Genomic DNA, 12,887 nt, shown 5'->3' with positions numbered 1-12,887 from the left:
GGATGGGGCGGGCGGCGACGGCCAGGCGGATCGATCATGACAGCCGGAACCCATATCGCGTTGAAAGAGGCCCTCGGGCGGATCGGCTATGTTGCCGATGACAGCCTTGCGATGGCGCTGCATCTGGCGCTGTCGCTGGGCCGGCCGCTGCTGCTGGAAGGCCCCGCAGGGGTCGGCAAGACCGAGGTGGCCAAGGCGCTGACCGAGCATCTCGGCGCGCGGCTGATCCGCCTGCAATGCTACGAGGGGCTCGATGCCTCCCACGCGATCTACGAATGGAACTACCAGCGCCAGCTGCTGGCGATCCGCGCCGATCACGCCAGCGAAGAGGCGCTGTTTTCCGACCGCTTCCTGCTGAAACGCCCGCTGCTCGAGGCGATCACCCAGCACGACCCGCCGGTCCTTCTGATCGACGAGATCGACCGCGCCGACGAGGAGTTCGAGGCCTACCTCCTGGAAATCCTCTCCGATTTCCAGATCACCATTCCCGAGATCGGCACCATAGCCGCCAGCGCCCGGCCGGTGGTGATCCTGACGGCCAACGGCACCCGCGACCTGTCCGACGCGCTGCGCCGCCGCTGCCTCTATTCCTACATCGATTACCCCACCCGCGAGACCGAGCTGGCGATCCTTGCCAGGCGCGGGCCGAAGCTGGAGGCCCGGCTGGCCCGCCAGATCGTCGGCGTGGTGCAGGCGCTGCGGCGCGAGGATCTGGAAAAGAAACCCGGCATCGCCGAAATGCTCGACTGGTCCGCCGCCCTGGCCGGGCTGGGGATCAACGATCTGGCCGAGGACCGCGCGGCGGTTCAGGCGACGCTGGTCTGCCTGCTGAAGACCGCCGCCGACCGCGACGCCGCCCCCGCCGAAGTGATGGACCGCATCATCGGCAAGGTGGCGTAATGGGCGTGACCCGCTTTCCCGCCCGCGCCGAAGGGCTGGCCGACCGGATGACCGGCTTCATCGCGCATCTGCGCCTGAACGGCATGAAGCTGGGCCCCGGCGAGACGGCGGATGCGCTGGTGGTGCTGGGCGCGGTCAATGCCACCGACCCCGCCGAGGCCCGCCTGGCGCTCAAATCGCTGATCGTCCCCGATGCCGAGGGCTGGCGGCACTTCGACGAGCTGTTCGATGCCTATTGGTACAACGGCGGCAAGACCCGGACCGGCACAGCCAACGCCCATGTCCGCGTGCAGTCGGCCCGGCCCAGGCTGTGGCAGGGGCATCTGGACGCGCCCGGCGGCGGCGGCGACGGCGACGGGGAGAGCACCCCCGGCCAGGGCGAGGGCGAGGCCGAGGGCATCGACGGCCGCCTGATCGCCACCCGCACCGACAACCTGCACAAGCGCGACCTGCGCGAGCTGATGGACGAGGACAGCCGCCACGCCGCCGAGCGCGCCGCACTGGATCTGGCCCGCGCCATCCGCGACCGCCGCTCGCGCCGCCGCCGGCAGGCCCGGCGCGGCGCGGCCCTGGATCTGCGCCGGACCCTGCGCGCCAGCCTCGCCCGCGGCGGCGAGCCGATCGACCTGTTCCGCAAACAGCGCCCCGACCGGCCGATGCGCATCGTCGCGCTCTGCGATGTCTCGGGCTCGATGCAGCCCTACGCCCGGGTGTTTCTGGCCTTCGTCAAAGGGCTGATCGACGCCGACACCACCGCCGACGCCTACCTGTTCCACACCCGCCTGATGCGGGTCACCGGCGCCCTGCGCGATCACGACACGCTGCGCGCCGCCGGGCGGCTCAGCCTGATGGCCGAGGGGTTCGGCGGCGGCACCGATATCGGCGCCTCGCTGACCGCCTTTGCCGATACCTGCGCCTCCAGGGCGCTGACCCGGCGGACCGTCGTCCTGATCCTGTCGGACGGCTATTGCACCGGCGCGCCGGACAACCTGGCGCGGGCGCTGAGCCGCATCCGGCGCAAGGCGGGCCGCATCGTCTGGCTGAACCCGCTGCTGGGCTGGCAGGACTACGCGCCCATCGCCGCCGCCATGGCCGCGGCGCTGCCCCATCTCGACGCGCATCTGCCCGCCAACACCATCGACGCGCTTGCCGCGCTCGAACCCGAATTCGCACGGCTCTGAAAGGATTGGGCGCCATGGGACCCTTCGACATCTTCGACACCATCGACCGCCAGCGCCGCGCCGGGCGCCCGTTCTGCGTGGCGACCGTGGTGCGCACCGCCGACGTGACCTCGGCCAAGGCCGGGGCCAAGGCGGTGGTGACCGAGACGGGCGAGATCCTGGGCCATCTCGGCGGCGCCTGCGTGAAACGCGCGGTGCTCAGCGCCGGGCAGGAGGCCATCGGCAGCGGCGAAACCCGGCTGATCCGGGTGAAACCCTCGGAAAAGGTCGTTTCGCTCACCGATGCCGACGGCACGCAGGTGTTCAAAAGCGGCTGCCCCTCGGGCGGCACCGTGGATGTGCTGATCGAACCCTACGAGCTGCCGCCGCTGCTGGTGATCTTCGGCGACACCCCGATCAGCCGGGCGCTGGCGGCCCATGCGGCGCTGGCCGGATACCGCCTGGCGCTGCCCGAGGGCGCCGTGGGCCCGCCGGAGGCCGCGCGCTTTGCCGGCACCGACATCAGCGCGCTGCCCCTCGACCCGCGCGATTTCATCGTCGTCGCCAGTCAGGGCACGCAGGATCTGGCCTGTCTGCGCGCCGCGCTGGAAAGCCCGGCCGCCCGCGTCTCGATGATCGCCTCGCGCCGCAAGGCCGACGCGCTGACCGCCAAACTCGCCGCCGCCGGAATCGGGGCCGACCGCATCGCCGGGCTCAAATCCCCCGCCGGGCTCGACATCCGGGCCCTCGACCCGCAGGAAATCGCCCTCTCGGTGCTGGCCGAGATCGTCCTGTGGCGCAACACCGACCGCACCACGAAAGGAGACGCACATGAAAACCATGCGTAACTGGCTCAGGCGCCTTTGCGCGCCGCCCGCGCCGCCGCTGAGCCCCGAACAGCGGCAGGAGATCCTGCTGCACGCCCACCCGAGATGCTGCTGAGAAAGGGCTGAGTGCCTCATGGAGCTCGGCGGCGAAATCACCCTCGACACCGCCGGCCCCCGGCCGCGCGCCTTGTTCCGGGCAAGGGGGGCGGGGGTTGGGGGGCGGCGGGCGGAGCCGATACCCGGACCAGGAACAGCGAAAGGCAGCTCGCAGCCCGAAGCCGACATTGCGCAGGTTGAGAATTAGCAGGCTCGCGGCTAGAAACTCCCGACACCGCCGGGAGAAAGTTTATGGGCCAATCAGATGAAGCGCTTGATCACCTCAACGTGCTGTTGCATGCGCTACCCGTTGAAAACATGCCCATGACGCTTAGCGAACTTGACGGCTACCTGACCGGCATTCTTGCGTGCCCTGATACGATCATGCCTTCGGAGTGGCTGCCCCATGTCTGGGGGGAGACCGGCGAGGCAGACTTTCCCGACCAGAAAGCCGCCGAAGAAACGATCAGTGCGGTCATGGCGCACTACAATTCTGTGGCGGAGGCGATGGCGTACTCGCTTTGGGTCGAGCCTATCTACGAGGTTGATCCCAACAGCGACGAGACGTTGTGGGAGCCTTGGGTGGATGGCTTCACCCGCGCCATGAGCCTGCGACCGGACGCTTGGGAACGCCTACTCGATCAGGCCGACGAAGAGACGCAGGCTACGATGATCTTCTTGATGGCGCTTCAGGACATCTACACCGGGCGCAGCAAGTTCACGGATGACGAGATCGATCAGATCGACCTTGAAGCGCCCGATCTGATCCCGAACTGTGTGGCTACGATACTGCACCAGTCACGCCCTGAGCTTTCCCGCCCCGAGCCTGCAAATCTTCCCGGCATGCCGTTCAAGGCTGGTCCTCGACCAGGTCGGAACGATCCGTGCTCCTGCGGGTCGGGCCGCAAATACAAGCAGTGTTGCGGTCGGAACTGACCGGCCGTCTGAGATTTCATGGCAAGCACCCAAAGAGTGGCGGTCGGTCTCTTTGTGGGTGAGGGGCTGATGCGCTGCGCCACCGGTCCTCGGAACAGCTCGCGAGGGGAGGATTGGCTGCATTCAGCCCCAACGACGACCTTCATTTCTGCTGCTAGCCGGGTCGAACAACGTCCTTGACGAACAGCTCAGAATTGTAAGAACGTGAAAGAGTTCTTTTGTGGGGGAGTTATGAGCGATTTTGTGCAACTCGTGGAAGGGCTTGCGGAGCGATCCCGCGTGGCAGAACGGCAGGCAGTAACTGAAGAAGCCACAAAAACTTCAGTTATTTTGCCCTTGCTACAAGCTTGGGGCTTTGATGTTTTCAGCCTAAACGAAGTTATCCCAGAGTTTGTAGCCGATGTTGGAACAAAAAAAGGTGAAAAGGTTGATTTCGCTGTCAAAATTGACGGAAAAATTGCCATGTTGGTGGAGGCAAAACCCATCACCTCCAAGCTTGGCGATGCCCAGTTCAACCAGCTCTTCCGCTACTTCTCAGTCACTGAAGCACGCCTTGCTATCCTGACTAATGGGCGGGAGGCTTGGTTTTTTTCCGATACCGATGCTCCGAACAAAATGGACAAAAAGCCATTCTTCAAGTTCGATTTCCAGTCCTACGATGCAGTCCAAGTCGAGGAGTTGTCCCGTTTCCGCAAAGAGAGTTTCGCTATTGATCAAATTATCGAGGCCGCCTCTACGCTCAAGTATACGAGGGCGGCGTCAAACTATCTGAAAGCGCAACTTGAGGATCCCGACGACGAATTTGTCCGACTTGTCGGCCGACAAATTTACGATGGCTCGATCACCAAGAACGTAGCAGAACAATTGAAGCCGGCAATCCAGGCCGCGCTGGACGAACTGATACGAGATCGCATTCAGGACAAACTTTCCATCACCTTCCGGAACAACAGTAACGCAGACACCAGCAAGGTGTCGGATGAAGGTGACGCAGCGAAGAATGACGACGGCATCGTGACCACGGAGGAGGAGATCGAAGCCCATCGCATCGTCCGTGCTATAGGTGCGAAAATAGTAGACGTGAGCCGGATCGCTATACGAGATGCTAAGAGCTACTGCGCAATCCTAATGGACGACAACAACCGCCGCCCAATTTGTCGACTGTACTTCAACTCACCAACCAACAAATCGGTAGTCATTTTCGACGCGGATAAGAACGAACAGAAGTACAAAATTGCATCAATTGAAGAGCTTTACCAGTATGCTGAGGCATTTGAGGCGGTAATCACCGCATATAATGAATGAATCCGACGAGAATTCAAGCAGACCGGGCGTAGCAAAGCCCGGAGCCAGCCCAATCCGGACCCATTGCCCCCATCCGGCTATGGGCTGAGGTTAATCAGAGGAGGCGGTAAAGCAGTCGTTCGCGGCAGTGAGAGCATTAAACAGCAGCGTTCTATTGTGACGCATCTTGTTTTGATTGCGAAATCATGAATTTTTCTCTGCGCAGAATGAGTGAATGTATTCTTTAGTATACTCATAAGGGTCCAAAACGTACCCTTTAGCGACTTCAGCCGGATCATCCGACCAAGCGTGGTGAGACCACTTCCATTTCTTAGTTCCTTCGTACTCGTTGAAAGAACCCCAGCCTGATCGGCGCTCTTGCGAATTGCACGTCAGTATTAAACATTCAGTCAAGCGAGGTAAGAAGACGATCTCCGAAAACAACCGGTTGAGAGCCATAAATTTGGGTTCGAAGTAAATGCCAACGTGGACAGCCTCCAACCCACAGCGGTTGAACAAGTCATAAGTCTCATCATATTCGTCCGGCATACCGAGAGACGCAAGCGCACTCAAGCCTAGTCCACTAAATGGTTGACGCCGTTTCTTTCTTTCTACGTCGCTTTCGACAAATGAGTCAGAGCCGCCGCGGCGCTCCAGCAAGCTGACGACTGTTCGCTTGTTCTGAACGTAATCAAAATCATCGTGCTTGACTGTGCGAATATCGAAGAATTCGGCTACTTCTGGTGTGAGGTCAGAATGACCCAAGGTCTCTTCAAACACACCATTGATAAATGCCTGTGCTTGCTCTTTCGAGGGCACTTGGGCTTCAATCTTTTCGATCGCAGCTTTAGCTATGGCCAATGCCCCCATAGGTGGCTCAGGTGCTTCTTCGTCGACTTCGGGTTCGCGAAAAACCTCCTGCCTAAGCTCATAAAGTCGGCCTGCGTCGTTGCAGAACTTCTCTTGTGACGTTCCCTGTCGAATGAAATGCGGGGTTTGTCCACTTTGATTCAAGAAGGCGTCCCTCAAGGCGTTCTCTACGTCAGAGTAGTAAACAACTCCGTTTTCTTTTTGAAGGCAGGCCCTAATAAACTCATCAGTAAAAAGACTGATCGTATCACCCGCAAGTGAGAATTGGCTTTCTGTGCAGGATGAGAATTGAACGAACTTAGAAAACCCTGCCTTTAATTCACTCGTGATAGCGGGAATGGAGTTTTTGATTAAATTGCGCCCGGCCTCACAGGCGTCTATAATAACAACAGAAAGCTCTGCGCCAAACTGCCGAAGTAACTCGTATGCGTCTGCCCGAGAAAGTCCGGTGGTGTTTGGCGAAGCTTCCTTAAACCCCTCAAAACACATGTAGAAGTCATCCGCGTTTGAAAGTCCGTGACCAGAAAAATAAAGGAACGCTTCGTCGAACCCTTCTTCGGTTTCGGCCAGCGCTCGTATTCCGTCTTTAACCGTCGAAATAGGCTCGTCTACAAAGTCGACAATTTGGCTGAACTTTTGAGTTTCCGTCAGTAGCCTGCGCATTTGGGCGACGTCGTTGGCGCAGCAAGCCAGTTCGGATAGTTCCTTGTAGCGCGTGTTGCCGATTAGGATTGCGATGCTTTGACCCATGTGCCCCTCGAACTCTGCCTGCACTTCAGCGGCATGTATAACGGACTAAATGGCAGCGAGACAATGGCCGGATGAATGTCCGCTTCGGTTCGGATGCTCCTCTCGGTTCCGTTTCGCGAACACGACTTTGCAAATTCCGCTTCCTGCGCATCGCGGACATCGGCGCCAGGGGCACCGGCTCCTACTTCCGCACCGCCTCCAACCCCTCCTTCACGATCCGCCAGCGCAGCATTTCCTGCGCCACCTGCCAGGCCTTGTAGTCCATGCTGCGGCTGTCGGCGTCGTCCAGCAGCGCCAGCTCCCGGGCGGGGACCAGCCCGGCCAGCTCGTGGCCGTTGCGGGTGATCAGCACCCGCTCGCCGTCGCGGGCGACCAGTTGCACATAAAGGCCCAGCCGGTCGCGCAGCCGGGTGATCGGGCAGAGGTGGAGCATGGCGGGGGCCTCTCACGGGCTGGGGTCGGATGACGGGGTCGGATGACGGGGACGGGTGACGGGGTCGGGTGACGGGCGCGCAGGGTGGCCGGACGGGGTGAACGCCGGGTGAACGGCGCGTGCGCCGGGGCGCCGTCACCCGGGCGGTGCCGCGGATTGTACGAAACGGCGCGAAAAATCCCCAAACCGGCATATCGGGGGCGTCGGCGGGGGGGACGGACTGTACGGAACGGGGCGAAATCCCCCCGTTTCGCGGCGTCACTTGGCGTCACGTCACCCCGGCGGCGCGGATGATTTCATCCGCCGCCGCCTTGCGCCGCCCGCGCTTTGCACTCATCCTTGCCCGGCAAGGGTTGAGGGTCCGAAAAGGGGAGGATGCGGGAATGACATTTGCCGGAATGGAAGATCGGCTGGCCATCGAGAACGAAATGCCGTGGGAGGCGCGCGATCTGCCAAAGACGCTCTACCGTCTGCTGGCGGGCACCGCCCACAAGTTTCCGGACAACCGGGCGGTCAGCTATCAGCTCCTGTCCGGTCCGACCGACCGGGCCGAGACGCTGACCTGGGCGCAGCTTCTGGAAAAAGTCAATCAGGCCAGCAACTTGTTCCGTTCCCTCGGGGTCAGGGAGGGCGACGTCGTCGCCTATATCCTGCCCAATTGCACCGAGACCCTGATCACCATGCTGGCCGGCGCCACCGCCGGGATCGTCAACCCGATCAACCCGTTGCTGGAGCCCGAGCAGATCGCCTCGATCCTGCGCGAGACCGGCGCCAAGGTGGTGGTCACGCTGAAGCCGTTTCCGAAAACCGACGTGGCGCAAAAGGTCGCCGAGGCGGTGCGCCACGCCCCCCATGTGGACACCGTGCTCGAGGTCGATCTCAACCGCTACCTCACCCCGCCGAAATCCTGGATCGTCCCGCTGGTCCGCCCCAAGCTCGAAGGTAAGTCCTTGATCGCGCACGCAGATTACAAGGATTTCAACAAGGAGCTGGCGCGGCAGCCGAAAACGCTGTCCTTCGACGACGGCGGCAAGGACCGGGTCGCGTTCTACTTCCACACCGGCGGCACCACCGGCATGCCCAAGGTGGCGCAGCACAAGTATTCCGGCGCGATCTACAACGGCTGGCTTGGCCACCGGATGCTGTTCACCGAGAACGACAACATCATGTGCCCGCTGCCGTTGTTCCATGTCTTCGCCTGCCATGTGATCGTCATGGCCTCGGTCGCCTCGGGCGCGCATGTGGTGTTCCCCACCCCGGCGGGCTATCGCGGCGATGGCGTTTTCGACAACTTCTGGAAGCTGATCGAGCGCTGGAAGATCAGCTTCATCATCACCGTGCCGACCGCCGTCTCGGCGCTGATGCAGCGCCAGGTGGACGCCGATATTTCCACCGTGAAAACGGCCTTCTCGGGGTCCGCCCCGATGCCGCTGGAGCTGTTCAAGCGGTTCGAGAGCGCCTCGGGCGTCACCATCGTCGAGGGCTACGGGTTGACCGAGGCGACCTGCCTGGTCTCCTGCAACCCGCCGGAGGGCGAGAAAAAGGTCGGCTCGATCGGCATCCCGTTCCCCTATACGGATGTGAAGATCATGCGCGGCACCGCCGACGGCCCGCAGGAATGCGCGGTGGACGAGATCGGCGAGATCTGCATCTCCAACCCCGGGGTCTATGCCGGCCATACCTATACCGAGGCCGAGAAGAACGCCGATCTCTTCTACGACGACAAATACCTGCGCACCGGCGATCTGGGCCGCATCGACCAGGACGGCTATCTGTGGATCACCGGGCGCGCCAAGGATCTGATCATCCGCGGCGGCCACAACATCGACCCGGGCGAGATCGAAGAGGCGATTCTGACGCATGAGGCGGTGAGTTTTGCCGGCGCCATCGGTCAGCCCGACGCCTACGCCGGCGAGATGCCCTGCATCTATGTCGAACTGGTCGAGGGCGCCGCCGTCAGCGCCGACGAACTGATGGAGCACTGCAAGGTCCATGTGCACGAGCGTGCCGCGCGGCCCAAGTTCATCGGCATCCTCGACGAGTTGCCAAAGACGGCCGTCGGCAAGGTGTTCAAGCCTGATCTGCGCAAGATGGCGATCACCCGCGTCTATAACGCGGCGCTGGAAGAGGCCGGCGTTCAGGCCCGTGTGGTCTCGGTGATCGACGACAAGACCCGCGGTCTGGTGGCCGAGTTGCGCCGCCACGGCGCTGACGAGGCCGATGTGGCGCATGTGCTGGGCAACTTCACCCGGCCGTGGGAATGGGAGAAATGAGCGACACGCGCGATTATTCCCGGCTGATCGACGAACAGACCTGGGCCTTTATCCGCAAGACCGCCGAGAGCTATCCCGAGGATACCGTCGCGGGCAGTATCGCGGACCAGCGCCGGGTCTACGACGCCATGTGCAAGGTCTTCTATCAGGGCCGGCCCAAGGGCGTCGCGGTGCGGGACGTCTCCGCCGACGGGGTGCCGGTGCGGATCTATTCTGCCGGCGATCCGGGCTGCACGGTAATGTATTTCCACGGCGGCGGTTTCGTCGTCGGCGGGCTCGACAGCCATGACGACGTTTGCGCCGAGATCTGCGCCATGACCGGCTATCGCGTCGTCGCCGTCGATTACCGGTTGTCGCCTGAGCATCTGCATCCGGCGGCCTTTGACGATAGCTGGACGGCGACGCAATGGGCGGCGCGGGAATTCGGAGTCGATCTGGTTCTGTCGGGCGACAGCGCGGGGGGCAACCTGGCCGCCGCGGTGGCGCATCACGCGCGCGGGCGGCTCAAGGGGATCGTCGGGCAGGTGCTGATCTATCCCGCCTTGGGCGGCGACCGCAGCGCGCCCTCCTACCGCGAAAACGCCGACGCGCCGATGCTGACGCTGCAGGAGGTTCTGTTCTACATGGGCGTGCGTCTTCCCGAGGGGCAGGCAGAGCCAACGGACGATCCCACCTATGCGCCGCTGCAGGACAGCGATTTCTCCGACTTGCCTCCGACGGTGATCGTCACCGCTGATTGCGATCCGCTGCGCGACGACGCCCCGGCCTATGCCGCGCGGCTGCGCGCGGCCGGTGTTCCGGTGCATTGGATCAACGAGGCGGGGCTGGTCCACGGCTATCTGCGCGGGCGCAGCATATCGGCCCGCATCCGCGAAAGCTTCGAGCGCATCGAAGTGGCGATCGAGGCGCTGGGGCAGGGGCTCTGGCCCTACGACTGAGCTACGACTGAGGCGGCCTATACTCCCAGCCGGTCCAGCAGGCGATAGCCCGTGACAGTGGCCGCCACGCCGAGGCGGCGCAGCCCGTGCAGCGGGATCGGCCGGGCGGGGGTGATCGGAAAGTCCAGTTCCGCGTCCGGTTTCCCCATCGCCCAGTCGGCCATCACCCGGCCCATCGCCGTGCCCATCGCCACGCCGCGCCCGTTGTACCCCAGCCCGGCGAGGACGCCGTCGCCCAGCCGGTTCAGATGAGGGTAATGATCGGCCGTCACCGCAACGAAGCCGCCCCATCCGTACCCCCACCTCACACCTTTGAGCTGCGGGAACATCTGCTCCGAGACCCGCCGCAGCGCCGCCATCTGCCGCCGGGTGGCGCCGTCGGAATAGGCGCCGCGCCCGCCCATGATGAACCGCCCCTGCGCATCGCGCCGGAAATAGAGCAGCAGGCGGCGGCTGTCCGAGGGCGCCTGCAGGCCGGGCAGCAGGGTTTCCAGCACGTTTTCAGGCAGCGGATCGGTGGCCACCTGCACCGAACGCACCGGCACCACCGTGCGCGCCAGCGGCGGCATCAGCCCGTCGGTATAGCCATTGGTGCAGAGCAGCAGTTTCTCGGCTGTCAGCGTGCCCTGTGCGGTGGCGATCCGGTAGCCGCCGGCGGTCTTCTCCAGCCCCGTGGCCCGGCTCCGCCCATGTAGCACGGCCCCGGCTTTCTGCGCCGCCCCGGCCAGCCCGAGGGCATAGTTCAGCGGGTGCAGGTTGCCGCCGCGCCGGTCGCTCAGCCCGCCGCAATAGGCCTCAGTGCCGATCATCTCCGCGATCTCCTGTGCACTCAGCGGCGCGACATCGGCGCCGCGCTGTTGCCACTGCCGGGCCAGATCGTGCAGCTCCTCCCGGGCCTTTGGCGTATGGGCGGCGCGAATCCACCCGCTCTGCACCGCATCGCACTGAATTGCGTGGCGGCGGATCAAATCGAACACCAGCTGCCCCGCCGCACCGGACAGCGCCACCATGCGCCCGCCCGCCTGGGCGCCAAAACGCGCCTCGATCGCGTCGGGCGCGTCCTTCAGCCCCGGATTGACCTGCCCGCCGTTGCGCCCCGAGGCGCCCCAGCCGGGGGTCTCGGCCTCCAGTACCGTCACCCGCCGCCCGGCCTCGGCCAGATGCAGCGCCGCCGATAGCCCGGTGAAGCCGCCGCCGATCACCGCAACCTCGGTCTCCGCCTCGCCGATCAGCGGCGGGCAGGCGGGGGTGGGGTTCGCGGTGTCCGACCAGAGGCTGCGCGCGATCACGGGGTTTTCATTTTCGATCATGATATGCGATTTATCCACAGAGCTTCACTTTCCGACCCGCCCATAAGGAACCCGTCTCGCAAAATTCGTCAATTCCCCACAGCGTCAGGCGGCACGAAATCCCGCGCAAGGGGGCAATTCCGCCTGGTCCCCCTGTCGGTGGCGGTTTTTCGGCCACCGAAAACATCGGGCCGGGACATCCTGCGGTGTAAAGAGGGCCGATAACCCACTGCCGTGAATGCTGAATCTGGTCATGCACAGCGTACCCTCAGGTCAGGAATGGCGTCGCCTTCATCGTCTCGGGGATCGGGGCGCCCAGCCGGTGCAGGATCGTCGGCGCCAGTTGCAGCTGATCCAGCACGGTGTCGGGCTCCGGTCCCTCTGCCGGCCCGAAGTAATAGAGCGCCGCCTCCTGTTGCAATGCGCCGCGCCCGCCGTGGTGGCCGCGCTCGTCCTGGCCATGGTCGGCGGTGACGATGATTTCATACCCCGCCGCGCGCCACTTCGGGATGAAGGGCGCCAGCATCTCGTCCATCACCGCGCAGGCGTGGTCCATCTCCTGGCACTCATGGAAAAACCGGTGTCCCATGCTGTCGAGCGTGCAGGTGTGCAGCATGCCGTAGTCCAGCCCGAAGCGCTGGCAGAGGCTGGTCAGCGTGGCGAACAGATCCACATCCGAGGGTGTCATCTGGTTGATCAGCCCATAGCCGGTCATGGTGTGGAACCGGCCGTGGTTGATGGTGCCGCTCTCCGGCTCGTCATATTCGATGTCGCGCACCAGATCGAAGGGCGCGCGGTTGAAGAACTCCGACCAGAAGGAATGCGCGACCGCGCCGGTGATGCCGCCACCCTGCTGCACCTGGCTGAACACATCCGGATGGCTCAGCCGGAACACATTACCGTTGCCGGTGCAGCCATGCTCGGCCGGGGCCACGCCGGTGTGGATCGAGGCATAGCAGCTGGCCGAGATCGACGGCAGCACCGCGCGGATCTTCCACACCCGGGCATCGCCGCTGTCGACCCAGCCCTCCAGATTGCCGAACAGCCGACGCCAGTTGCGCCAGGGAATCCCATCAAGAATGATCAGCAACAGTTTGTTCTTCATCATCTTTTCTCAATCCGCCTGGTCCGGGT

The 12,887-nt window shown here is 63.5% G+C and carries 11 protein-coding genes; 7 read left to right on the top strand and 4 right to left on the bottom strand.

The annotated features are described in order from the left end of the window. Positions 1-36 precede the first annotated feature (36 nt). The 5 genes from E1832_RS20720 to E1832_RS20700 all read left to right on the top strand — a co-directional run bounded on the left by E1832_RS20720 (position 37) and on the right by E1832_RS20700 (position 5,221). On the top strand, positions 37-900 hold the full coding sequence (locus E1832_RS20720) for an AAA family ATPase (RefSeq protein ID WP_133361690.1): 864 nt from the start codon (positions 37-39) through the stop codon (positions 898-900). After that, positions 900-2,081 carry a vWA domain-containing protein gene (locus E1832_RS20715; RefSeq protein WP_133361689.1) on the top strand — a complete coding sequence of 394 codons (1,182 nt, stop codon included), beginning with the start codon at positions 900-902 and terminating at the stop codon, positions 2,079-2,081. The genes E1832_RS20720 and E1832_RS20715 overlap by 1 nt, the downstream gene beginning before the upstream one ends. A 14-nt stretch (positions 2,082-2,095) precedes the next feature. Further along, positions 2,096-2,908 carry an XdhC family protein gene (locus E1832_RS20710; protein ID WP_133361688.1) on the top strand — a complete coding sequence of 271 codons (813 nt, stop codon included), beginning with the start codon at positions 2,096-2,098 and terminating at the stop codon, positions 2,906-2,908. Between the two features lie 327 nt (positions 2,909-3,235). After that, positions 3,236-3,919: a UPF0149 family protein gene (locus tag E1832_RS20705; RefSeq protein WP_133361687.1), complete on the top strand. Its 684-nt coding sequence runs from the start codon at positions 3,236-3,238 to the stop codon at positions 3,917-3,919. A gap of 231 nt (positions 3,920-4,150) precedes the next feature. Next, a complete protein-coding gene (locus E1832_RS20700; protein WP_133361686.1) occupies positions 4,151-5,221 on the top strand; it encodes a type I restriction endonuclease in 1,071 nt (356 codons plus the stop codon). Between the two features lie 183 nt (positions 5,222-5,404). Here E1832_RS20700 and E1832_RS20695 read toward each other — a convergent pair whose 3' ends face one another. Continuing rightward, entirely contained in the window at positions 5,405-6,820 is a 1,416-nt protein-coding gene (locus E1832_RS20695) for a caspase family protein (protein ID WP_133361685.1), read from the bottom strand. Positions 6,821-7,001: 181 nt separating this feature from the next. After that, positions 7,002-7,253 carry a type II toxin-antitoxin system prevent-host-death family antitoxin gene (locus tag E1832_RS20690; RefSeq protein WP_133361684.1) on the bottom strand — a complete coding sequence of 84 codons (252 nt, stop codon included), beginning with the start codon at positions 7,251-7,253 and terminating at the stop codon, positions 7,002-7,004. Between the two features lie 383 nt (positions 7,254-7,636). On the opposite strand from E1832_RS20690, the gene E1832_RS20685 reads away from it, so the two are divergent. Both E1832_RS20685 and E1832_RS20680 read left to right on the top strand, forming a co-directional pair. Next, complete coding sequence (locus E1832_RS20685; protein WP_133361683.1) at positions 7,637-9,526, top strand: acyl-CoA synthetase; 1,890 nt, start codon at positions 7,637-7,639, stop codon at positions 9,524-9,526. Next, the gene (locus E1832_RS20680; protein ID WP_133361682.1) at positions 9,523-10,464 is read left to right on the top strand and encodes an alpha/beta hydrolase; all 942 of its coding nucleotides are present in this window, start codon (positions 9,523-9,525) and stop codon (positions 10,462-10,464) included. The genes E1832_RS20685 and E1832_RS20680 overlap by 4 nt, the downstream gene beginning before the upstream one ends. A gap of 17 nt (positions 10,465-10,481) precedes the next feature. On the opposite strand, the gene E1832_RS20675 is transcribed toward E1832_RS20680, so the two are convergent. Continuing rightward, positions 10,482-11,774 carry an NAD(P)/FAD-dependent oxidoreductase gene (locus E1832_RS20675; protein ID WP_133361681.1) on the bottom strand — a complete coding sequence of 431 codons (1,293 nt, stop codon included), beginning with the start codon at positions 11,772-11,774 and terminating at the stop codon, positions 10,482-10,484. 247 nt (positions 11,775-12,021) lie between these two features. Further along, positions 12,022-12,858, bottom strand: coding sequence for an alkaline phosphatase family protein (locus E1832_RS20670; protein WP_133361999.1), 837 nt, complete (start codon positions 12,856-12,858; stop codon positions 12,022-12,024). Positions 12,859-12,887: the final 29 nt, after the last annotated feature.

Source organism: Antarcticimicrobium luteum, from assembly GCF_004358185.1.
Classification (GTDB): Bacteria; Pseudomonadota; Alphaproteobacteria; order Rhodobacterales; family Rhodobacteraceae; genus Antarcticimicrobium; species Antarcticimicrobium luteum.
Note: the sequence above shows the minus strand (reverse complement) of the source record. Positions and strands in the feature narration are given on the sequence as shown.